We start from the raw sequence: 22,545 nt of genomic DNA, 5'->3' as shown, positions 1-22,545 counted from the left end.
CCTCCACTTGACCTCAAGTTTACTCGAGGTATTAGCGTGAGACACGGCCGCCATCAGGCGCCCGGATGCGACGTGCATCCGAACCCGGGGAAGGACGCAGGATGACGACGACTGAGCACAGCACCGCACCGACGGGGACGTGGCGGGAGCTGCTCGGCTCCCGGTACGCGCCGATCGCGGCGGTGCTCGCGGGCGGTGTGCTGCTCGAGGCGAGCAACGTGTACCTCACCACGAGCCTGCTGCCGACGATCGTGGGCGAGATCGGCGGGTCGGAGTTCTACGCCTGGACGATGATGGTGTTCCTGCTCGCCTCCGTCGTCAGTGCGATGCTCGTGAGCAGGATCCTCACGCGCCAGGGCGCGGTGCGCGCCTACCTGTTGGCGCTGGGCCTCTTCGCCCTGGGATCGCTGCTGTGCGCCATGAGCCCGTGGATGTGGGCGCTCCTCGTCGGCCGCGCCGTGCAGGGCCTCGGCGGCGGCCTGCTCGCCGGCCTCGGCTACGCGCTCATCCAGCGTGCGCTGCCTGAACGGCTCTGGGCGCGCGGCGCAGCGCTGGTGTCGGCGATGTGGGGTGTCGGCAACATCGTGGGTCCGGTCGTCGGCGGCGTGTTCGCCCAGTTGAACGCCTGGCGCGTGACGTTCGTCGGTCTGGCGATCGTCTCGGCGCTCATCGGCCTCGTCGTGCTGCGGTGGATGCCCCGCACGACGCGGTCCCGATCGCGCGACTCGATCCCCTGGGCGTCCCTCGTCCTGCTCGCGAGCGGCGTGGCAGCCGTCGGCGTCGCCGGCGTCATGCCGACGGGCGGATCCACCGCGGTCGCGATCGTCGTCGGAATCGCCCTGGGCGCCTGGTTCCTCCGCCACGAGAGCCGGGGCCGCAACGGCATCCTCCCGAAGGTCACCTTCGCCCCGGGATCCTCGCTCCGGTGGGTGTACCTCGCAGTCGCCGTGCTGGCCTTCGGCATCGGCACCGAGGCCTTCATCCCGCTCTTCGGGCAGGAGATCGGCGGCATGAACCCCTTCACGGCTGGTCTGCTCGGCGCCGCGCTGTCGCTCGGGTGGTCGGTAACGCAGGTCTTGACCGCGGGCGCATCGCGCTACACGGCTCGGCGAGGGCTGATCACCGCGGGTCCGCTGGTGCTCGGAGCAGGACTCGCCGCCTTCGGCCTGCTCCAGCACGAAGGGCCCTCAGCGCTCGTCATGGTGCTGTGGTTCGCATCCCTGTTCGCCGCGGGCGCGGGCATCGGCCTGGGCTTCCCCCACCTGACCGTCGCCGCGTTCGGGAGCACGACGGGAGAGGAGGAGGGCGCGAAGGCCGCGGCCGCCGTGAACACCGTGTTCATCATCGCCAGTGCGTTCTCCGCGGCACTGGCCGGGGTGCTCGTCAACATGGCCGCACCCGACCTCGTGCGCTCGGCGCAACTGCTCCTGCTGGTGTTCGCGGGCGTCTCCGCGCTCGGCGTGTTCGCCGCGCGCGGCGCGGGCCGCGGGATCGGCCCCAGCTGATCCCGGGACTCGGCGGGGTCGCGGACTACATCACGATCGTGGTGGCGCTCGCGTTCACGCGGCGCAGCCGGGTAGCGGCCGAGACGATGAGCACCCCGATCAGGATCAGGCAGAGGCCGCCGACCACGGCGACGATCGAGAGCGCCAGCGCGGGCAGCACGAGCGCGGTGACGCCCCCGAGCAGCATGAGCGCGCCCGGCAGGATCGAGAGCGCCCGCCGCCCCGGCAGACGGGCGGCCACCGCGATCCAGATCGCCCCGAGCACGATGAGCCCGGCCCCGACGAAGCTCACGAGCGCCGCCACCGTCACCTCGGAGAACACGATCGCGAGCACGCCCGCGATGAGCAGCAGCAGGCCGCCGATCAGGGACGCGGAGGATCCGCGCGTGAGCAGCGCGAGGCCGTTGGCGATGAGCGCGGATCCGAAGAGGATCGCCAGCACCCAGCTCCCGGCGAAGAACGGCCAGATGAGGAAGCCGACGCCGACGAGTGCGATGAGCACCCCGGCGATCAGCAGGGTCCACCACGGAAAGCGGCGCGTCGTCGTGACGCGATAGGGAACGGGCTGCTGGCTCACGTGCGACCTCCTCCGGCCGGTTCAGGGCCTCACCTTCAGGGTACGGCACGCGGGTCCGGGCGCTCCCGCTGATCGCCGACGGCGTAGCCTCCCGCGTCGGGGCGGGGCGCCTGGGAGAATGGGGGCATGACCCGCGAGCTGTTCCTCTCCCCCGCGCTGGAGGTGGCTCCGCGGCTGCTCGGCGGGCTGCTCACGGTCGACGCGCCGGAGGGCGGCGTCACGGTGCGCATCACGGAGGTCGAGGCCTATCACGGCGTGGGCGTCGACGGCCCCTACGACCCGGGGTCCCACTCGAAGGACCGCCGCACCGAGCGCAACGCCTCGATGTTCGGTCCGCCGGGCCACGCCTACGTCTACTTCAGCTACGGCATGCACTTCGCGCTCAACATGGTGTGCTCGCCCGAGGGCAGCGCTTCGGGAGTGCTGATCCGGGCCGGCGAGGTCGTCTCGGGCATCGAACTGGCGCAGGGGCGGCGCTCAGCGAAGCGCGGCGCGCAGATCGCCGAGCGGATGCTGGCGCGGGGGCCCGGCAACCTGGCCGCGGCCCTCGGGATCCGGCGCGAGACCCACGACGGCCGCGACCTCTTCGCGGCGCCGTTCGCGCTGCGACTGTCCGATGAGGCCGGGCTCCCCTCGCCCGAGAACCTCGCGAGCGGCCCGCGCGTCGGCGTGGCGGGCGAGGCCGGTGGTGCCGCGTTCCCGTGGCGCTTCTGGATCGCGGGCGATCCGACGGTCTCGGCGTTCCGTCCCGGCCGCGGCGCCCAGCCCTTCATCGGCGCTCAGCCCTTCATCGGCGCTCAGCCCTTCATCGCCACCCCGCGCCGCCAGTAGCCCATGAAGGCGACCTGCGAACGGGCGATCCCGAGCTCGCGCACCAGATGGCGCCGCAGCGTCGTCACCACCCCGCTCTCCCCCGCGATCCAGAAGTAGCGCTCGTGGTGGTCGGGGTCGGCCTCGACCTCGAGCGCCTCGCCCAGCCCCGAGTACTGCGGGGTCTCCCAGAGCAACTGCTCCGCGCCGGCGCCCCCGCCGTGCTCCTCCGGCGCGATGTCCTCGGCGCTCACCTGCGCGCGCTCGTCCAGGTAGGCCAGCACCGCCGGGATGAGCGCCGTTCCGTGCAGGGCCTCGCCGCGCGGCAGCCAGCGCAGCTCGATTCCGGCAGGCGCCGCGACGTCCAGGCGATCCGCCGGCACCGGCACCTCGATGAACGCGACGCCGCGAGCATCCGCGGGCAGCTCCTCGAGGATACGCGCGATCGCGGGAGCGGCCGTCTCATCGCCGGCGAGCAGCACGGTCCCGGCACCGCCCGGCTCGAACTCGATCCCGCCGCCGTCGAGGCGTCCGCGGCGCGGGGCGACGACGAGCAGTTCATCGCCCACGGCTGCGCGGCTCGCCCAGAGCGAGGCCGGGCCGGTGGCGCCGGCCTCGAGGTGCAGCACGAAGTCGACGACGAGACTCGTCTCGCCGTCCTCCGCCACGAGCAGGTCGCGGATCGAGTAGGTCCGCATCGACCCCCTCGCGTCCTCGGGGATCGCGAGCCAGGCCGCGTACCACTCCGCCTCATCGGCGAGCGCGGGCAGCCCTCCCGAAGCGGACGGGAAGATCAGCTTGATGCGCTGGTCGAGCGTGCGCCCGGGGTTGCCGACCTCGCGCAGCGCGTCACCGCCGAACGTCACCCTGACGAACGTCGGCGAGACCCGGTCCACCCCCTGCACCCTCGCCCGCCGCACCGCGAACGGGGTCTGAAGCGTCTGCTGAGTCGCCTGCGTCTGCTGGGTCGCCTGGGTCTGCTGGGTCGCCTGCGTCTGTCGTGCTGCCTGCGTCTGTCGTGCTGCTGACATGATGCCTTCCGATCGGGATGACGAGTGGGGTGCCGCAGACCGGGTCCGCGATCACCTGGCAATCGAGCGCGAACACCTCGCGCACGAGTGGTGGGTCGAGCACCGCCGCGGGCGCCCCGACCGCCCGGACGCTGCCCTCGCGCACCGCGACGAGCACGTCGGCGTAGCGCGCGGCGAGGTTGAGATCGTGCAGCACCATCACGATCGTGGTGCCGCGCTCCCGGTTCAGCTCCCGGAGCAGGTCGAGCACCTCGAGCTGGTGGGTGACGTCCAGGTAGGTGGTCGGCTCATCGAGCAGCAGCACCTCCGTCTCCTGGGCGAGCGCCATGGCGATCCAGACCCGCTGGCGCTGCCCGCCCGAGAGCTCGTCGACGGCGCGATCGGCGAGGTCGCCGGTACCCGTGGAGTCCAGCGAGGCGGCGACCACCTCGTAGTCGCGCGCGTTCCAGCGCGCCATGGCGCGCTGGTGCGGGTGCCTGCCGCGCCCGACGAGATCCGCCACCGTGATGCCCTCCGGCGCGATGGGATTCTGTGGCAGCAGACCCAGCACGCGCGCGAGCTCCTTCGTCGACCGGGTGTGGATGGCGCGGCCGTCGAGCGTCACCGCCCCGTCCTCCGGCTTGAGCAGTCTCGCGCAGCTGCGCAGCAGCGTCGACTTGCCGCAGCCGTTGGGGCCGACGATCGCGGTGATGCGGCCGGGCTCGAATGCCAGGTCGAGACCGTCGAGGATGCGTCGATCGCCGTAGGCGATGCTGAGCCCCTCGGCGGCCAGCTGGTGGGATGCTGCGGTCATGAGGTCTGTCCTGTGCGATTCATGCGGATGAGGAGGAGGATCAGGTAGGGCGCGCCGAGCACACCCGTGACGACGCCGACGGGGTAGCGCTCGCCGAGCAGGTTCTGCCCGACCAGGTCGGCGAGCAGCACGAGCAGGGCCCCCGTGAGGCCCGCCGGGACGAGGGTCGACGAGCCGGGCCCGGTGAGGCGGGCGGCGATCGGACCGGCCATGAACGCCACGAACATGATGGGTCCGCTGCCGGCGGTGGCGAAGGCGAGCAGGGCGACGGCGGCGACGATCAGCACGAGACGGGCGCGCCCCACGGGCACTCCCAGCGCCGTCGCCGCGTCCGAGCCGAACCGCAGCAGCTCGAGCGAACGGGCGCCGAGCAGCAGCACGGGCAGCAGCGCGGCCGTCGCGAGCGCGAGCGGCAGCAGCTGCTCCCAGCTGGCCCCGCTGAGGCTGCCGGTGAGCCACTGCATGGCCCGCTGGATGTCCCACTCGGCCGCCCGGGCGAGCATGTACGAGGTGATGCTCTGCAGCATCGAGGCGAGGCCGATGCCGATCAGGATGAAGCGGGTTCCGACGAAGCCGCCCCGGTTCGACAGCAGGAAGATCGCCGCGGCCGTCGCGAGCGCCCCGGCGAGCGCGAAGACGGAGGTCGCCGAGTCGTTCAGCCCGAGCACGATGATCCCGAACACGGCGGCGGCCCCGGCACCGGAGCTCACGCCGAGGATGTCCGGCGATGCCAGGGGGTTGCCCAGCATCGTCTGGAACGTGGCGCCGGCGACTCCGAAGGCGAACCCCGCGAGCACGGCCAGCGTCGCGCGCGGCAGGCGGAGCTCGCTCACGGTGAACGCCGCTCCGGGCACCGGCTCGCCGAGCAGGACCGGGATCACCTGGTCGAGGCCGTAGAACGTGCGGCCGACCATGAGGGTCAGCGCGAAGGCGATCAGCACGGCGGCGGCGAGCCCGGCGATCGCGACTCCGCGGCGGCGCAGCCGACGCCGGCGCCCCGCCGCGATCAGCGCCGCGCTCACAGCTCCCGCACTTTCTGCCGGCGCACGATCCAGATGAGGAAGGGCGCGCCGAGGAACGCGGTCACCACGCCCACCTCGACCTCCTCCGGCCGTGCGATCACCCGGCCGAGCACATCCGCACCGAGCAGCAGCACCGCGCCGGCCAGCGCGGAGCACGGGATCAGCCAGCGATGATCGGGGCCGATGAGGGTGCGGCAGAGGTGCGGCACCAGCAGCCCGACGAAGCCGATGGGCCCCGCGACCGCGGTGGCCGCGCCGCACAGCACGACCGCGCCGCACGCCGCGATGGCGCGCGTGCGCATCACGTGCTCGCCGAGTCCCGTGGCCAGGGCGTCGCCCAGCGCGAGGGAGTTCATACCGCGGGCGGTCCACACGCAGATCAGGCCGCCGGCCACGAGGAACGGCAGCGCGACGGAGATGCTCTCCCAGCTCGCCCCGCCGACGCTGCCGACGCGCCAGAACTGGAAGGTGCGCAGCAGATCGACGCGGGGCAGCATGATCGCGTTCGTGAGCGAGATGAACGCCGCCGCGCTCGCGGCGCCGGCCAGCGCCAGCTTGTAGGGGGTCGGCCCGCCGCTGCCGAGGGAACCGACGATATACACGAAGACGGCCGCGAACGCCGCGCCGGCGATCGCGATGCCCATCAGTGCGAAGGGCCGGTGCACCCCGAGGAAGCTGATGCTCGCGACGACCGCGAGCGCCGCACCGCTCGACACCCCCATGATGCCGGGTTCGGCGAGCGGGTTGCGGGTGACCGCCTGCATCGCGGTTCCCGCCACCGCCAGGGCGGCGCCGACGAGCGCCGCGAGCACGGTGCGCGGCAGCCGCTTCAGCACCGCCCCCTCACCCACGGTCTCCGACGACCCCTGGAGCGCGCCGACGACCTCGGCGAGACTCACGGTGCGGGCGCCGATCGCCACCGAGGCCACGCAGAGCAGCAGCACGAGCACGACGAGCACCAGCAGCCAGACCGTGCGTCTGGCGGTGCTGCGCCGCAGCGCCTCGACCGCGGGAGCCGCAGCCGAGGCCGCCGTCAGGGTCACTCCCCGCTCTGACCCTCGGTCGCGGCCGCGAGCAGCGCGAAGTAGTCGTCGATGCCCCACCCGATGGAGAGCGGCGAGGGGTTCGCCGAGGCCGCGAGCGGCGTCGCGTCCTCGAGGATCGCGATCCGGCCCTGGGCCACCGCGGGGATCTTCGAGAGCAGCGGGTCGGCCTGGATCTGCTTCACGAACGCCCCCTCGGGATCGCCGTAGGTGACGAGCACGTCGACGTCGGCGAAGCGGTCGGCCACGTCCGAGCTGAGCTCGACGTAGAAGTCCTCGGTCTTCGCGCTCTCTTCAGCGACGATCTCCGGCTGCGGCAGCCCCAGGTCCGCGAGGAAGCCGGGGCGGGTGTCGTGCACGGTGTAGAAGCCGATCGTCGAGAGATCGGAGGGGTTCAAGTAGGCGAAGAGCAGTTTCTTGCCCTCGAGTTCGGAGTGCGCGGCGAGCGAGTCCTCGACCTGCGCATGCAGATCCTCGATGAGCTGCTCGCCCTCCGGCTGCAGACCGAGCGCCGTCGAGTTGAGCGAGATCATGTCCTCGAGCGAGGTGCCCCACGGCGTCTCGGGATAGCCGACCACCGGAGCGATCTTCGAGAGCGTGCGGTAGTCCTCCTCGGTGAGGCCGGAGTAGGCCGCGAGGATCACATCGGGCTCGGTGTCGGCGACGGCCTCGAAGTCGATGCCGTCGGTCTCGTCGAAGAGCACGGGCGTCTCGGCGCCGAGCTCCTCGAGCCGGTCCTCGACCCAGGGCAGCACCCCGTCGCCGTCGTCATCGCCCCAGGTGGCCTTGCTCATCCCCACCGGCACGACTCCGAGCGCGAGCGGCACCTCGTGGTTCGCCCAGGCGACCGTGGCGACGCGCTCGGGACGCTCCGTGATGGTGGTCGTGCCGTAGACGTGCTCGATCTCGATCGGGAAGCCCTCGCTCGAGCCGGCGCTCTCGGATCCGGTCTGCGCCGCACCTCCCGATGAACAGGCGGCGAGCACGGCGGTGAGCGAGAGTGCGGCTGCACCGCGGAGAAGACGTGAGACGCGCAAGAGCGTTCCCTTCTGCTGGATCGTCGAGCGACTCCGCTCGAGGCGCACCGTTCGCGCACCACATCACATGATGGTTAGGCATGCCTAAATTGTCAAATGCTATGGCCGCCCCTCGCGCCGGCTGAGCCGTCCCGCGGCAGCTCCAGGCTGAACCGCGTGTCCCCCGCGCGACTCGTGGCGTGCACCTCGCCGCCGTGTCCCTCGACGATCCCCTGCACGATCGCGAGCCCCAGACCGGTGCTGCCCGTGGCGCGCGCTCGGGAGTCGTCTCCCCTGGTGAAGCGCTCGAACAGCTCCGGGAGCCGGTCCGGGGGGATGCCCGGCCCGGTGTCCCGCACCTCGATCACCGCCCGCTCCGGTCGATCCTCCAGCAGCACGGTGACGCGTGTGCCCGGGGGCGTATGCACCCGTGCGTTGGTCAGCAGGTTGACCACGGCCTGATGCAGGCGCCGCGCATCGCCCACCACGATGACCGGTTGGGCGGGCAGCTCGAGCAGCCACTCGTGCTCGGGGCCGACGATACGGACGTCGTTCACCGCGTCCCCGATGAGCCTCGTCAGGTCGACGCTGAGTCGTTCGAGCTCCTGGCCCTCGTCGAGCCTGGCCAGCAGCAGGAGGTCCTCGACCAGGCTCGTCATCCGCACCGATTCCGACTCGATGCGGCCGAGCGCGTACGCGGCATCGTCCGGGAGGTCTTCGGCCATGCGCCGAGTCAGCTCGGAGTATCCGCGGATGGACGCGAGCGGGGTTCTGAGCTCGTGGGAGGCGTCGGCGACGAAGCGGCGCACCTTGGCCTCGCTCGCCTCGCGCACGCGGAAGGCGCGCGCCACCTGATCGATCATCGAGTTGAAACCCGAGACCAGCCTCCCGATCTCGGCCGCCGCGCTCGCCCCCGGAGCCGCAGCTCGCCGCAGCTCCACGTCGCCGCGATCCAGCGGGCTGCCGGCGATATGCTCCGCCGCAGCCGCGACCCGCTCCAGGGGACGCATCTCACGCCTGATGTACCAGGCGGCGAGCGCTCCGAGCACGAGGCATCCGCCGAGGGCGACGATCCCGATCGTGAGCGCCACCGTCGACACGGTCTGCTCGACGCCGGCCAGCGGCAGGCCGACGATCACCGTGGTCATACCGCGCTGCTCCCCGGCGAAGCGGTAGACCCCGGCCCCGACTCCCGGGTCGGCCTCGTGGCGGGAGTCGTCGCCCCACCCGTCGAGCAGGTGGAGCACCCGCTCCTCGTCCATGCGCTGCACGGTGTAGCTCTCGTCGACGTACACTCCGGTGAGCCCCGTGCCGTCGCCGACGATGGCCATCGCGCCGCTGACGACACCCGGGCCCTCGAACGCCAGCTCCAGCGCGTCGACGCCCGCACCGGGAATCGCGCTCGGAGCCGACGCGGCGAACATCACCCGTGAGGCCAGCATCCGCAGCTCCCCGTCGAGCTGCTGCACCAGCGATGCCCGCAGCGTCGTCAGCGCGATGACCGCGATCGTGCTCGAGAGGAGGATCACGGTGAAGGCGAGCACGGCCACGATCCTGGTCCGCAGGGACCACCTGCGCGCGTCGATCGCGCGCCGTGCGGCACGGAGCCGCGAGTCCGCCCTAGGCATCCGCGGCGGGCTTCAGGATGTATCCGGTACCCCGGATCGTGTGGATCATCGGGCTCCGGCCGGCATCGATCTTCTTGCGCAGATAGGAGATGTAGACCTCCACGACGTTCGTGCGCCCGTCGAACTCGCCGCCCCAGACGGCGCCGTAGATCCTCGCCTTGCTGACGACTCGGCGCTGGTGCTCCATGAGGCAGCGCAGCAGATCGAACTCCGTCGAGGTCAGCTCGATCGGCTGTCCGCCGCGCGCGACCTCGTAGCTGTCGCGATCGAGTGTCAGATCCCCCGCCCGGAGCACGGGCTGCTCCGGTGTGCCGAGCCGCTGGCTCGAGCGGCGCACGAGGGCGTGCAGCCTGGCCACGATCTCGTCGAGACTGAACGGCTTCGTCACATAGTCGTCGCCGCCCGCGCCGAGGCCCCCGAGCCGATCCTGCAGCGCATCGCGCGCCGTGAGGAACAGCACCGGGACCGTGTTGCCCTCGGCGCGCAGGCGCTGGATCACCTGCAGCCCGTCGAGGTCCGGCAGCATGACGTCGAGCACCACCACGTCGGCCTGGAACTCCCGCAGTGCGGCGAGCGCGGCGGCGCCCGTCTCCGCGATGCGGGTGTCCCACCCCTCGTAGCGCAGCGCCATGCCGATGAGCTCGGCGAGCGAGCGCTCGTCGTCGACGACGAGCGCTCGAATCGGACTGCCGTCCCGTCCGATCAGCCCGGGTGAGTGCGATGCGCGTTCTCTCATGCCTCCATTAACCCTCTTCTTCCTATGCGTCAGGCTAATGCCCGCGCACCCGATGGACTATCCGCCGAAGCCGCCGGCGGGCGGCTGCAGGTCCCCGCCTCCGGGGAACCCTCCCCCGGGGAATCCGCCCCCGGGGAGGGAGCGCTCGTCGTTCGAACCGCCCAGGCCCGCGAGGCCCCCCGCGCCGCTGTCGTCATCGCCGTCGCCGGAGATCTCGAGCGAGAGATCCGCCAGCACGACGGCCTGCCCCTCCTCGAGCCCCGACAGGATCTCGGTGCGTTCGCTGCCGATCGCACCGAGATCCACGTCCACCGATTCGACCTCTCCGCCGCTCATCACGTCCACCGTCGCCGTGACCCCGTCTCGGTGCACGGCTGAGGTGGGCACCGTCAGCGCGTCCTCGGTCGCCGCCGTCCGGATGTCCAGGCGGGCCGATCCCCCGACCAGGAGTTCGTCGTCCCCCGCCTCCAGCGCCACGATCACCGTGTACGCGGGGGTCGACGTGCTCGACACGTCGAGCAGTCCGATCGAGGAGACCGCGCCCGGGTAGGTCTCGCCGCTCGCGTTCACGACGGCCTCGACCTCCTGCTCCACGGCGAGCTTCGCGATGTTCGTGAGCGGGATCGTCGTCTCGACCACGTAGCCGTCCTCTCCGATCACGGTGACGGCCGCGGTTGCGGAACCGGCTGCGACCGAGTCCCCCGCCGCGATCTCCATCGCGGCGACGGTGCCGTCGATCGGGCTCGTCAGCGCCGAGAAGGCGAGCTGCGCCTCGGCGATCCGCAGCCGGGCCTCGGCCGCATCGATCGCCGCCTGGTCGGCGAGCAGTTGCTCGGCCGTGATGGTGGTGCCGCCGGACGCCGCGCCTGATCCGCCGCCCGTGCTGCCGGTGTCGGGGATCGAGCCCGCGCCGGGCAGTGTCGTGCCCTCCCCGGAGCCGGAGCCGGCGCCGGTCCCCGCCCCGGCGTCGCCGGGGCTCTCTCCCCCGGCACCCGCGCCCCCGGTGTCTGGTCCCCCGGGGCCTGCGCCCCCGGCGTCAGCACCCCCGGTATCAGCTCCCGATCCCTCGTCCGCGAGCACCCGCTGCAGCTCGACGACCGCCGCGTCGAGAGCGGCGGCGAGATCCTGCACTTCCTGCTGCCCGGCGCTGCCCCCCGCCTGTCCGTCGCGCACGGCGATGATGGCGCCCTGGCAGTCGGCGAGCGCCTGCTGCGCCTGCTCGAGCGTCATCCCGGCCTCGACTCCGGCATCGACTCCGGCATCGTCCCCCTCCGGATCCCTCAGGAGCGCGCCCAGGAACGGCGCGCAGGCGTCATCCGCGGCTGCGATCGTGCTGTTCGTCGCCTCGAGGAGCGCCTGCGTCTCCCGATGTGCGGCGAGCATCGCCTGCTGCGCGTCGGTGACGCGCAGCACCGCAGCCTCGACGTCGGCCGTGCCCGCGGCGGTGGATCCATCCGCAGCAGTGCCCCCGATGATCGTCGCGACGCCCTGCTGCACGACGGCGACCACCGCGGCGACGGGCACCGCGGCGACGGGCAGCATCGCCGCCGGGGTCCCCGTGGGCGACGACGTCTCCGCGGTCGTACCCGAGGCCTGCGCCTCGGCGTGCTCTGCCAGCGTCTGCTCCGCGCTGCTCAGCGCTTCCTCCGCCTCGGCCACGGCGTCCTCGAGCGCGTCGCGATCGAGGGTGGCGAGGGTCTGCCCCGCGCTCACGGTGTCGCCCAGCGCCACGTCGACCGTGGCGACCGTGCCGTCCGTCTGGAACACGAGATCGTACCGGCTGACCGCGGCGACCGTGCCCGATGTCTGCACCGACTCGCTGACCGCGGCGCGCTCGACGAGAGCGGTGCGGTACCCGGATCCCGCGGTCAGGGCCGAGGCGATCCCGGTTCCCACGAACGCCAGCACCCCGGCGGCGGCGATCCCGCCCCCGGCGAAGAGCGCCCTGCGCAGCCTCCTGCGCAGCGGCCGCCGCGTGCCGCGCGGCTGCTCAGGCTCACTCATCGCCGCTCCCTCGTCCCGGGAATCCGCCGCCGAAGCCGGCGTTGCAGCCGTCGTCACCGGGCTCCGACACCGCGAGCGAGGTCGCGGCGTACCGGTCGCCCGAGTACTCGCCCGTGGCGACCACGCAGGCGCCGGCGGCCAGCGCGTCGCTCGAGGCCTCCGCGGTCCGGGTGAAGGCGGTCGCATCGTCCACGAGCACGTCCTGCGAGCTCGTTTCGCCGCCCATCGAGACGGCGTCGATGGTGATCGTGGTCCCGTCGACCGCGGTCACCATCCCGCGGGAGGCTCCACCGAAGCCGCCCTGGGGCGGGTCCTCCGGCATCCCGCCGTCGGCCGGAGGCTCGAAGCCCTCCGGCGGCTCGGCTCCCTCCGGCAGGCCCTCCGGCATCCCGCCGCCCATGCCCCCGCGCCCGCCGAGCCCCGCCGAGCACTCGCCGTCGACGGGCTGCGTGATGGCGACGCCGGTGAGCGCCCCGGAGGAATCATCGCTCCCGCCGAAGCCGGCGATGCAGACTCCGGCGACGACGTCCGAGAGCTGCGCCGCTACTTCCTGGGTGATCGCGGTGTCTGCGGTGTAGGAGACCGCGGTCTGCGTTTCCGCGTCCTGCACCTGCAGCAGGCCGTCGGTCACCGCCGCGATCTCGCCGCTGATGCCCCTCGGCAGCTGCTCGGCGGGGGCCTCCCCGCTCTGCTGGGCGGGTTCTGCGGCGACGGCGTCGTCCTGGCTCGCCGAGCAGCCGGTCAGGGCGAGCGCGGCGAGGCCCAGTGCGCCGAGCGCGGCGAGGGTCTGCGTGCGTGCGATGTTCATGGCGTGTCCTCCACGGGGTCGGTCTGTCGGGTCATTCGGCTCGGGTGGTTTCGGCTCGAGTCATTCGGCTCGGGTCATTCGGCTCGGAGCGCATCGATCGGGGCGAGCTTCGCGGCGCGCGTCGCCGGGTAGACCCCGAAGACGACGCCGATCCCGACGGCGATGGCGATCGACAGGACGACCGCCGCCGGCGAGACGACGATCGAACTGCCGATCACCCCGGGAAGCAGGAGCGCGGCGCCGATCCCGAGCACGGCGCCCAGGAGCCCCCCGCTGAGCCCGAGGATCGCGGCCTCCGTGAGGAACTGTCTCCGGATCGCCCAGCTCGGGGCGCCGAGCGCCTTGCGCAGCCCGATCTCCCGGGTGCGCTCCGTCACCGACACCAGCATGATGTTCATCACCCCGATGCCGCCGACGAGCAGCGACAGCGCGGCGATGCCCGTGAGCAGCACGGTGAGCGTGCGATACACGCTCGTCGCGGTGGAGACCAAGGCGTCCTGGCTGTCGATCGAGAAGTCGGCGCCGTCGGCGTCGGTGATGCCGTGCAGGTTCAGCAGCAGTTGCACGGCCTGCTGGTACGCGGCCGACAGGCGATCGGTCGAGGCGGCCTGCAGGTAGATCGTCGAGACGCTCCGGCTGCCGGTGCCGCCGACGAGGCGATCGGCCACCGTCGCCAGAGGCGCGATCGCGACGTCGTCGAGGTTGCTCGAGGTGTCGGATCCCGCGCTCGCGAGCACCCCGATCACCTCGAAGGCCTGCCCGTCGATCGATACCGAGGATCCGACCGCGTTCGCCGTGCCGAAGAGCTCCTGCGCGGTCTCCCAGCCGAGCACCACGACTGCGGCTCCCGCCGCGTCGTGCTCGTCCGTGATGAACTCGCCGTACGCCACCTCGCGGGAGCGCACCTCGAGCCAGCTCTCGGTGGTGCCGGTGACGCTCGTGGTCCAGTTCGTGCCGTTCGCCTCGAGCGACAGCGAGATCGACTTCTCCGCGGCGACCGCCGCGACATCGGGAGCCGCGATCTCGCTCTCCAGCGCCGCGGCGTCGGCTCGCATCAGCGTCGTCCCCGTGCCGAAACCGCCCCGGACCCCGTCCGATCCCGTGCTCGACCCCGGCGAGACGATGAGCAGGTTGCTGCCCAGCGAGCTGATCTCCTCGCTCACGTCCTTCTGCGTGCCGAGCCCCAGCCCGACGGTCATGATGACCGCTGCGATACCGATCAGGATCCCCAGGACCGTCAGGAGCGACCGCATGGTGTGCGCCCGCACGGCCGCCCAGCTCGAGTGCAGCGTCTCGTTCCAGTTCATCGTGCGCCCACCCGCTCGCCGCCGCCCACGAGCTCGCGGTCGATCACGCCGTCCTTCACCCGGACGATGCGCTCGGCCCGCTCGCCCACCTCCTGCTCGTGCGTGATGAGTACGATGGTGCGGCCCAGTGCGTGGAGCTCGTCGAACAGCGCCAGCACGTCCTCGGTCGAGACGGTGTCGAGGTTGCCCGTCGGCTCGTCGGCGAGCACCATCGTGGGTTCGGTGACGAGGGCGCGGGCCACCGCCACGCGCTGCTGCTGGCCGCCCGACAGCTCGCCGGGGCGGTTGTCCAGGCGATCGCCGAGACCGACCTTCTCGAGCGCGACCGCGGCGCGTTCGCGGCGCTCGTGCGGCGGGACGCGCCCGTACATGAGCGGCAGCGCGACGTTCTGCCACGCGGTCAGCTCGGGCAGCAGGTGGAACTGCTGGAACACGAAGCCGATCTTGCGGTTGCGCACCTCCGCGAGCTCCTCCTCGCCCAGGTCCTCGACATCGACGCCGTCGAGCCGGTAGCTGCCCTCCGAGAGCGTGTCGAGGCACCCCAGCGCGTGCATCAGCGTCGACTTCCCGGAGCCGGAGGGCCCCATGATCGCGAGGTACTCGCCCGCGCGGATGCTGAGGTTCACCCCGCGCAGCGCCTCGAACTCGATGTCGCCCGAGCGGTAGGTCTTGCGCGCCCCGCGCAGTTCGATCACGGGTTCCCCGTGCCCGCGCGCGCCGCGGGGCTGCCCGGGAGGGATCGGCGTGCCGCTCATCACTGGCCGCCCCTCATGCCGCCGGAATCGGGCAGCTGCCCGTCGCCGAAGCCCGGCATCTCGCCGCCGAAGTCGGGCAGCTGGCCATCGCCGAAGCCCGGTCTCTGGCCGCCCCCGGAGTCGCCCTCACCGGGTGTGAACACGGTCATCTGCACGAGGTCGCCCTCCTCCAGCCCGTCGGTGATCTCCGTGAGATCCCCCGAGACCTCCCCGACGGCCACCTCGCGCTGCGACGCATCGCCCTCGGCGTCGATCAGCGTCACGGTGCTCGTGCCGTCGGCGGCGGAGCTGACGGCGGCGCTCGGCACCGTGAGCACCTCGTGACGGCGCTCGTACACGATGGTCGCGGTCACCGACATGCCGTCGAAGAGTCCCTCGGCGGTGCCGGTGATCGAGATCGTCACGGGGAAGGCGGCGCTGCCGGAGCTCGTCGACGGGAGCCGGCCCACGGTGTCGACGACGCCGAAGAGCGGCGCCCCGTCGGCCGTCTCGAGCTCGACCTGATCGCCCGCCTCGATGAGGCCGACCTCGGTCTCGCCGACTGAGACCGAGACCTCCCAGGCATCGGTGCCGACGATCGAGAACTGCGCGGACGCGCTCGCGGCGTCGGTCGTCGCCCCGCCGCTCGTCGCCCCGCCCTGCCCGGAGGCCCCGCTTCCCGCCGTGCTGGATCCCGCGGCGCCGGATCCCGCGCTCGAAGACCCGCCGGTGACGACGTCGCCGACCGAGAGCGACACCGCGGTCACGAGCCCCGCCACGGGCGCCCGCAGTGTCGCCCCGTCCACCGCCTCCTGGGCGCTCTCGACCTGCTGCTGCGCGACGGTCACCGCGGCCTCCCGCGCGCTGATGCGCGCGGCGGAGGCGACGGACCCGTCATCGTCGGACTGCGCGCTGACCAGCTGCGCCTCGGCATCCGCGAGATCCGCCCGGGCCTGCAGCAGCTCCGCATCGACGGTCATCGTGTCGACGACGGCGAGGATCTGCCCCTCCTCGACCGTGTCTCCCGCGTCGACAGCGACACGGGTCACGGTGCCCGAGGCGATGAAGTTCACCTCCTCCTGCACCGCCGGAGCGAGGACTCCCGAGGTCTCGACCGTCCGGTCGAGCGTCTCGAGACTCGCCGCGACGTTCCGGGTGGCCGGCACCGCCTGGGCGGCGCTCTGCTGGGACAGCAGGATCGCGGCGGTCGCGGCGCCCACCAGCCCCAGCACGCCGATGCCTCCGAGGATCACCCACGTCCGCGTCCGTCGTCCCGCGAAGAATGCTCTCGCCCTGCCTGGGGCCATGGTCCAGCCTTCCGATTCAGCTTGGTTCCTCCCGGGATCCCGGGTTCGAATCGAGCGTAGGAACGGCGACTATGGCGACCGTAAGCCGAGTATGAGAGGCAGCCGAGAACCGGCCCCGCGCACGCCGCAACCGGCGCGCCGTGGGGAGAGAGACACCCGCGCGCCCGGAGCGACCGTTGTCAGGGGCGCTGATCCTGCTGGGTGAGGCGTTCGATGATGAGCATCATGACGCGTCGCTGTGCGGGGTTCATCTGCTCGTTCACGAGGGCGGTCATCGCTTCTGCGCCGATCTGTTCGCCGACGCGGGCGTCGAACCGCGGGAGTGCGTCGCCTCGCTCGGTGAGGAACGCGGTGATGAGCGCCGCCCCCTGTTCGGCCAGCGCACGGATCTCCGCTTCGGTCGTCTCCGCCGGCAGGTTCAGCAGATCCGCATTGAGTCGGTGGAGTGCGTCGGGTGTGCGTTGCATGGCTTCGGCGAAGCCGGGCATGTCCTCTTTCGGCAGCAACCGCGCCAGCAGAATGGCCACGTTCCGGGAGCCGGGTCCCGGCCCGAGCGCCTCCAGCGCGAGCAGCGCTTCGGGTGAGAGATCGGGTGAGATTCCTCGAGCGACCAGCTCGTCGAGGTCAGAGCGGATGCGGGTCAGCTCGGTGATCCTGCTGTCGAGCTCGGCGCGCAGCCCGAGGAGCGATTCCTGGCCCTGATCTTCGGAATCGAGCATCGCGGCGACGTGTTCCAGGGTGAAGCCGAGACTGGTGAGGCGCGCGATGCGCAGCGCGAGAACCAGGTGTCGGGCCGTGTACTGCTTGTACCCGTTGCTCAGCCGTTCCGGTTCGGGGATGAGTCCGACCTCGTGCCAGTGACGGATCGACCGCAGCGTCACCCCGGTGAGGTCCGCGAGCTGCCTCGTGCTCCACGCCATGCTCACTCCTCCTGTCCGCCGGTATCCGCTGCCTCTATTGTGTCCAATGACCGGAACGCGGGCACGAACAGCGCGATGAGGGCGGTGACGGTCATGGCCCCCGCGATTCCGATCCCCGCCACCGTGAGCCCGAACCCGGCCGCGACAGCGGCGATCGGTGCCGCGGTGAGAGCGGGGGCGGCGAGCATGAGCGCGTTCTGAGCCCCGAGCACCCGCCCGCGCACCCCGTCGGGGGTCGCATTGATGGTCGCTACCCCCAGCACGGCGGACATCGGCGCGTTGGTGAGGCCGATCAGCACCGCGGCTGCGATCACGAGCCACGGTGCCCCCAGCATTCCGAGAGCGGTGAAGCCGACCGCACTGCCCACCATGCCGATCACGAACCAGGCGCGACGCGAGGTTCTCCCGATCGTCGCCGCATACACGCTCGCACCGACGAGACTGCCGAGCGCGATTCCCGTGACCGCGAACCCGCTGAGTTCCGGCAGATGCTCCCGGGTGAAATAGGCGGGCAGGATCGTCGCCTGCAACCCGGCCAGGACCGCTACGAACGCCGCCGTCAGGATCGTCGCCCCCAGCACCAGCCGGTGTCCGAGGAGGAATCGCCACCCTGCGACCAGATCGGCGAACACACGGAGAACCCCCGTAGAGCCGTCGCGCTCTGCCATCCGGGCGACCGGCTCGATCTCCCCGGCACGGGGCGAGAGCGCGACGGAGAGCACCGCCGCTGCCAGGCTCGTTCCAGCGGTGATGAACAGTGTCATCGAGCTCACCCCGAGCAGGAGGACGAGCAGACCGCCGAGCCCCGGGCCGATCAGCATGAGCGCGGCCGAAAGCGACTCACGCACACCGACCAGCCGATCCAGGGCACTCGGCTTCCCGCCGTCGAGCCGCACCAGGCGGGGCAGCATCGTCTCCCGGGCGGTCATGCCCGGGATGTCACCGCAGGCACCGATCACGCCGAGCACGATGAACCACATCAGGTCCAGTCCCCACACGGCATCCACGATCGGGAGGGCTGCGATCGAGCCCGCCGAGAGCACATCGCTGATGATCGACACTGTGCGCCGGTTCACCCGGTCCACGACGACACCCGCCAGCACCCCCACGACCGCGGCGACCGCGGCGGTCACCGACGCGAGGATCCCGGCCGCGAGGATGTCACCCGTCTTCGCCAGCACCAGCAGTGGGAACAGCACGGACGCGATCCCGTTCCCCAGCAGAGACAGGCCGTACGACCCCAGATAGACCAGCGTGTTTCGACTCATGCACCCATCACAGACCATGACGCCGCGGCACAGTCAAATTCCGGGCTGCGGCCCCTGCTGCGGCCCCTGCTGCCGCTCCCGCTGCGGCCCTTGCTGCCGATCCGGCAGGGCGCTTACAGCGCCGAGACGATCCGCGACGCGATCTCCCGCACCAGCGTCCAGTCGTCCGACTCGGTGAAGATCACGACGGCGTAGCTGCGACCGTCGATCGTCACGATGCCCGCGTCGTTGCGCACCCCGTCGAGCCAGCCCACCTTGTCGGCGACGGATCCCGCGGGCCCGACCGCGGAGTCGACGGCGGCGGGGATTCCCTCGCGCCACACCTGGCGCCGCATCATGTCGAGCAGCATCGCGGTGTGCTCCTCGTTCAGCAGCTCGCCCCGCGCCAGACGGCTCAGGTAGACGGCGAAGTCGTCGGGCGAGGAGCGCATGTCGAAGGGCTCGTTGACCGTCTGCGCGGCGCCGGTGGCGACCGCCGCAGCGAGGTGCGCATCGAGACCGATCGAGACGATGAAGGCCTCGGTGCACTCGTTCTCGGAACGCACGATCGCCGACTCGAGGCAATCGTGCACGGAGAGCCCGCCGATCGTCGCGTCCGGCGCCAATTCTCCGGCCTCGACGCGCGAGAGAATCGCGTAGGCCGTGTGCAGTTTGTAGACACTGGCCGTCGTGAACACGAGTCCCCCGCCGACATCGAGCAGGCGCTCGCCGCTCTCCAGGTCGACCACCACCGCCCCGATCCGGGTCTGGGCCTGCGCGCCGAGTTCTTCGACCTCCCGTGCGACGGCACCCCAATCGGGCGCGGGCTCGGGCAGCTCCTCCGATTCGGGGGCCGGGTCGCCGGCATCCGGCATGACCGCGGCGGCATCCGGGTGCACCTCGGTCGCATCGGCATCGGCGCGGGTCGCGGAGACCACCGCGGGGATCGACACCGCGGCGATCGCCGTCGGCAGCCCCACCGCCACGAGCACGAGCATCAGCAGACCGCGTGCGAGCGGACCCGGTGCGCCGCTCCGTCGCGCCGCCGGAACCGGGTCCGAGTCACGGCGATGCTTCCGCCTGCGAAACCAGAGCGCCGCCGAGAACAGCAGCATCGCGGAGAGCAGGGTGCCGATCCCGATCACCGGTCGCCGAGCACCCGTCATCGCGTCGTGTCACCCGCCCCGTTCTCGAGCGCCGATCGCCCCGACTGCGGGTGGAACTTCGCGAGCCCGAGCACACCGACCACCGCGACCGCACCCGAGATCACGAACGCGAGGATCGCCCACGCGGGCGCTCCCGCAGCCTCGTTCAGCACGACGATGCCGATGAGCACCGCGACGATCGGGTCGATGACCGTGAGACCCGCGACGACCAGGTCGGGAGGACCCGAGGAGTACGCGTTCTGCACGAACACCATGCCGAGGAGGGCGCCGATCAGGAGCGCGCCGACGCAGGTCCAGGTGAGCCACTCGAACTCGCTCTGCTGCACACGGCCGATGACCACCTTCGCGAAGGTGGCGACGAAGCCGTAGAGCACGCCCGCGCCCACGATGTAGATCAGCGCGACGCCGCGGTGGCGGAACCCGACGAACAGCAGCAGGGCCAGCACGAGCACCACCGCGAAGGTGATGAGGATCGTGATCAGCTTGGCGTCGGTGACCGGCTGATCCGCCGCGGTGAAGGCCGCGATGCTGACGAAGATCACGATGCCCAGCACCGACAGCGCGATGGAGCTCTTCACCCGCTTGCCCAGCTTCACCCCGCTGAGGTGCGAGTTGAGGATCGAGGTGATCACGAGGCCCACCACGCCGATGGGCTGCACGATGATGAGCGGCGACAGCGACAGCGAGCCGATCTGGAACAGCACCGCCACCCCGAGCAGCAGCGTGCCGCTGACCCAGGACGGGCGCCGCAGCAGATTGAACACGTGCCTGCCGGAGAGGCCGGCGCCGGCGCTCTCGCCGACGATGCGCTCCACCTTGTTGAGGCCGCGCGACTGGTACTGCGCCCCGAACGCGAGCAGGGCGGCCCCGATCAGCGCGAGCGGGATGCCGAGCAGCTGCTTCGGATCCATGGCCAGCACCTCGTCGATCCCCGACGTCGGGAGGAGGGTGCCCAGGCGCACGGCTGAGTCGATGATGCTCGGGATCACAGGACAACGTTACCCCGGATCACCGAGCAGCCCGGACCATCCGGTGGCGTGTGGGGCTTCGACCGGGTTCGGCCCGGCTCAGTCGCCGCCGCGCATCAAGTCGACGAGCCGGGCCGCGGCGCGCGGCACCTCGTCGTTCACGATGATCTCGTCGAACTCGTCCGCGGCGGCGAGCTCGACCTTCGCGGTCTCAAGCCGCCGCTCACGTTCCTCGGCGTCCTCGGTACCGCGCCCGACCAGGCGGTCGACGAGTTCGTCCCAGCTCGGCGGTGCGAGGAACACGAGCCGCGCCTCCGGCATGCTCGCCCGTACCTGACGGGCGCCCTGCAGGTCGATCTCGAGCAGCAGCGGCTCGCCCCGCTCAGCGGCGGCGAGCACCGGTCCGCGCGGGGTGCCGTAGCGGTACCGGTTGTGCACCGTCGCCCACTCGAGCAGCTCGTCCGATGCCAGCATGCGGTCGAACCCCTCGTCGTCGACGAAGAAGTAGTGCTTGCCCTCCTCCTCACCGGGACGGGGTGCGCGGGTGGTGGCCGAGACGGAGAGGCCGATCTCGGGGTAGTGCTCCCGGATGTACGCGGCGACCGTCCCCTTGCCCACGGCCGTCGGGCCGGCCAGCACCGTCAGCGGAGGCTGCTCGCCGGTGGGGACGGCACCGGTGCGTTCGCGCACGAAGCTCTCGAGACGCTCGCGCTGCAGCTTGCCGAGGCCCCCGAGCCGCTTGCGATCCGAGATCCCCAGCTGCTCGCGCACGCGTCCCGCCTTCACGGCGCCGATCGCCGGGAAGGAGAGCAGGTAGTCGGTGATGCGCAGGGATGCGGCGGGGCTGCCGGGCACGCGGGACTGCTCCAGCACGCGGAACGGTGACACCTCGCCGCTGCGCAGACGCCGCTTGAGTTCGGCACGGGCTCGTCGAGCCGCGATCGCGGCTCGGTTCGCCGCGACGCGATCAACCTCCGGCATGGCTGGTGTGGCGCTGTGGTTCGTCATGTCTGCTCCATCGTGGCGGTCGGTGGGGGCACCTCAAGTCTACGGTTGCGCCAGGGCTATCCGTGCGTGAGGGCCTCTCCGATGGCGGCCGACCGGGTGCGCACGCGGTCGGCGAGGCCCGCGGACCCCCCGCCGAGGATGCTGCGCGACTCGTTCGCGAGGAGGGCCCATCCGAGGCCGCCGAAGATGCTCAGCGCATCCTCGACCCGTGCTCCCTGGTGGCCGAAGCCCGGGGCGAGCACCGGCAGGGCGGGCTTCGCGGGCGGCAGCTCGATGTCGATGCCGAAGTCGGCGAGCGACAGCGTGGCGCCGAGCACCACACCCACGGAGTTCACGTACGTGTCGCTCGGCGATTCGAAGGCCAGCGCATCGTCGACCATCGCCTGCGCCACGCTGCGGCCGTCGGTGCGGCGCGCCCGCTGCACCTCGCGGGCCTCCGGGTTCGACGTCGCGGCCAGCACGAACAGCCCCTTGCCGTGCTCCCGCACCAGATCGAACGCCCCCGAGAGGCTGCCGAAGCCCTGGTACGCCGTCACCGTCATGGCGTCCGCCTCGAGCGGAGACCCCGGCGACAGCCAGGCCTCCGCGTACGCAGCGAAGCTCGATCCGATGTCGCCGCGCTTCACATCGGCGATCACGAGCACCCCGGCCTCGCGCGCGTCGGCGAGCACTCGCTCGAGCGCGGCGAACCCCGCCGAGCCGAAGCGCTCGAAGAACGCGATCTGGGGCTTCACGCAGGCCGCGACCCCGGCGGCGGCGGCCACGACCTCGCGCCCCATGCGCTCGGCGCCCGAGGCGTCGTTCGGCAGCCCCCAGGCGTCGAGCAGGGGGGCGTGGGGGTCGATGCCCACGCACAGGTGCCGCTTCGCGGCCAGCGCCGCCCCGAGGCGGTTCGAGAAGGTCTGTTCGGCCATC

Annotated in this window: 20 protein-coding genes and 1 pseudogene; 2 read left to right on the top strand and 19 right to left on the bottom strand. The window is 71.8% G+C overall.

The features are described 5' to 3' along the window. Positions 1-101: 101 nt before the first annotated feature. Positions 102-1,505 (top strand): MFS transporter, encoded by a 1,404-nt coding sequence (locus AMS65_RS09585; RefSeq protein ID WP_053383927.1) that lies wholly within the window; start codon positions 102-104, stop codon positions 1,503-1,505. Positions 1,506-1,530: 25 nt separating this feature from the next. Here the strand turns inward: AMS65_RS09585 and AMS65_RS09580 are convergent, their stop codons facing one another. Further along, positions 1,531-2,082, bottom strand: coding sequence for a DUF308 domain-containing protein (locus tag AMS65_RS09580; protein WP_053383926.1), 552 nt, complete (start codon positions 2,080-2,082; stop codon positions 1,531-1,533). A gap of 126 nt (positions 2,083-2,208) precedes the next feature. Between AMS65_RS09580 and AMS65_RS09575 the strand changes: the two genes are divergently transcribed. Further along, complete coding sequence (locus AMS65_RS09575) at positions 2,209-2,913, top strand: DNA-3-methyladenine glycosylase (protein WP_053383925.1); 705 nt, start codon at positions 2,209-2,211, stop codon at positions 2,911-2,913. On the opposite strand, the gene AMS65_RS09570 is transcribed toward AMS65_RS09575, so the two are convergent. The 18 genes and pseudogenes from AMS65_RS09570 to pyrF form a co-directional block, all read right to left on the bottom strand. Further along, positions 2,880-3,923 (bottom strand): siderophore-interacting protein, encoded by a 1,044-nt coding sequence (locus AMS65_RS09570; protein ID WP_083451585.1) that lies wholly within the window; start codon positions 3,921-3,923, stop codon positions 2,880-2,882. The genes AMS65_RS09575 and AMS65_RS09570 overlap by 34 nt on opposite strands. Further along, positions 3,916-4,716: pseudogene (locus AMS65_RS20330) on the bottom strand (ABC transporter ATP-binding protein); the annotation flags it as partial. The gene AMS65_RS09570 and the pseudogene AMS65_RS20330, both read right to left, overlap by 8 nt. Further along, positions 4,713-5,738 carry a FecCD family ABC transporter permease gene (locus tag AMS65_RS09560; RefSeq protein WP_241489403.1) on the bottom strand — a complete coding sequence of 342 codons (1,026 nt, stop codon included), beginning with the start codon at positions 5,736-5,738 and terminating at the stop codon, positions 4,713-4,715. The pseudogene AMS65_RS20330 and the gene AMS65_RS09560, both read right to left, overlap by 4 nt. After that, positions 5,735-6,781, bottom strand: a complete 1,047-nt coding sequence (locus tag AMS65_RS09555) for a FecCD family ABC transporter permease (protein WP_053383924.1) — start codon at positions 6,779-6,781, stop codon at positions 5,735-5,737. Before AMS65_RS09555 ends, AMS65_RS09560 begins: the two co-directional genes overlap by 4 nt. Next, positions 6,778-7,818, bottom strand: a complete 1,041-nt coding sequence (locus AMS65_RS09550) for an iron-siderophore ABC transporter substrate-binding protein (protein WP_083451612.1) — start codon at positions 7,816-7,818, stop codon at positions 6,778-6,780. Before AMS65_RS09550 ends, AMS65_RS09555 begins: the two co-directional genes overlap by 4 nt. Positions 7,819-7,910: 92 nt before the next feature. Then, positions 7,911-9,425: a HAMP domain-containing histidine kinase gene (locus tag AMS65_RS09545; protein ID WP_075200935.1), complete on the bottom strand. Its 1,515-nt coding sequence runs from the start codon at positions 9,423-9,425 to the stop codon at positions 7,911-7,913. After that, positions 9,418-10,161, bottom strand: a complete 744-nt coding sequence (locus tag AMS65_RS09540) for a response regulator transcription factor (protein ID WP_053383922.1) — start codon at positions 10,159-10,161, stop codon at positions 9,418-9,420. The genes AMS65_RS09545 and AMS65_RS09540 overlap by 8 nt, the downstream gene beginning before the upstream one ends. A gap of 57 nt (positions 10,162-10,218) precedes the next feature. Next, positions 10,219-12,165: an HlyD family efflux transporter periplasmic adaptor subunit gene (locus tag AMS65_RS09535; RefSeq protein ID WP_053383921.1), complete on the bottom strand. Its 1,947-nt coding sequence runs from the start codon at positions 12,163-12,165 to the stop codon at positions 10,219-10,221. Further along, complete coding sequence (locus AMS65_RS19805) at positions 12,158-12,973, bottom strand: hypothetical protein (protein ID WP_053383920.1); 816 nt, start codon at positions 12,971-12,973, stop codon at positions 12,158-12,160. Before AMS65_RS19805 ends, AMS65_RS09535 begins: the two co-directional genes overlap by 8 nt. A gap of 74 nt (positions 12,974-13,047) precedes the next feature. Further along, complete coding sequence (locus tag AMS65_RS09525; protein WP_053383919.1) at positions 13,048-14,280, bottom strand: ABC transporter permease; 1,233 nt, start codon at positions 14,278-14,280, stop codon at positions 13,048-13,050. Continuing rightward, positions 14,277-15,035 carry an ABC transporter ATP-binding protein gene (locus AMS65_RS09520; RefSeq protein WP_053383918.1) on the bottom strand — a complete coding sequence of 253 codons (759 nt, stop codon included), beginning with the start codon at positions 15,033-15,035 and terminating at the stop codon, positions 14,277-14,279. Before AMS65_RS09520 ends, AMS65_RS09525 begins: the two co-directional genes overlap by 4 nt. Then, complete coding sequence (locus AMS65_RS09515; RefSeq protein ID WP_075200934.1) at positions 15,035-16,321, bottom strand: efflux RND transporter periplasmic adaptor subunit; 1,287 nt, start codon at positions 16,319-16,321, stop codon at positions 15,035-15,037. The genes AMS65_RS09520 and AMS65_RS09515 overlap by 1 nt, the downstream gene beginning before the upstream one ends. A 179-nt stretch (positions 16,322-16,500) precedes the next feature. Further along, positions 16,501-17,241, bottom strand: coding sequence for a MerR family transcriptional regulator (locus tag AMS65_RS09510; RefSeq protein WP_053383916.1), 741 nt, complete (start codon positions 17,239-17,241; stop codon positions 16,501-16,503). A gap of 2 nt (positions 17,242-17,243) precedes the next feature. Further along, positions 17,244-18,509 carry an MFS transporter gene (locus AMS65_RS09505; RefSeq protein ID WP_053383915.1) on the bottom strand — a complete coding sequence of 422 codons (1,266 nt, stop codon included), beginning with the start codon at positions 18,507-18,509 and terminating at the stop codon, positions 17,244-17,246. A gap of 113 nt (positions 18,510-18,622) precedes the next feature. After that, positions 18,623-19,654 (bottom strand): serine hydrolase, encoded by a 1,032-nt coding sequence (locus tag AMS65_RS09500; protein WP_053383914.1) that lies wholly within the window; start codon positions 19,652-19,654, stop codon positions 18,623-18,625. Then, a complete protein-coding gene (locus tag AMS65_RS09495; protein WP_193787017.1) occupies positions 19,651-20,643 on the bottom strand; it encodes a DMT family protein in 993 nt (330 codons plus the stop codon). Before AMS65_RS09495 ends, AMS65_RS09500 begins: the two co-directional genes overlap by 4 nt. A 78-nt stretch (positions 20,644-20,721) precedes the next feature. After that, a complete protein-coding gene (gene gmk / locus AMS65_RS09490) occupies positions 20,722-21,630 on the bottom strand; it encodes a guanylate kinase (protein WP_053383913.1) in 909 nt (302 codons plus the stop codon). 56 nt (positions 21,631-21,686) lie between these two features. Beyond that, positions 21,687-22,544 (bottom strand): orotidine-5'-phosphate decarboxylase, encoded by an 858-nt coding sequence (gene pyrF, locus AMS65_RS09485; protein WP_053383912.1) that lies wholly within the window; start codon positions 22,542-22,544, stop codon positions 21,687-21,689. Position 22,545: the final 1 nt, after the last annotated feature.

It is taken from the genome of Leucobacter celer subsp. astrifaciens, from assembly GCF_001273835.1.
In the GTDB taxonomy this organism is placed as follows: Bacteria; Actinomycetota; Actinomycetes; order Actinomycetales; family Microbacteriaceae; genus Leucobacter; species Leucobacter celer.
Note: the sequence above shows the minus strand (reverse complement) of the source record. Positions and strands in the feature narration are given on the sequence as shown.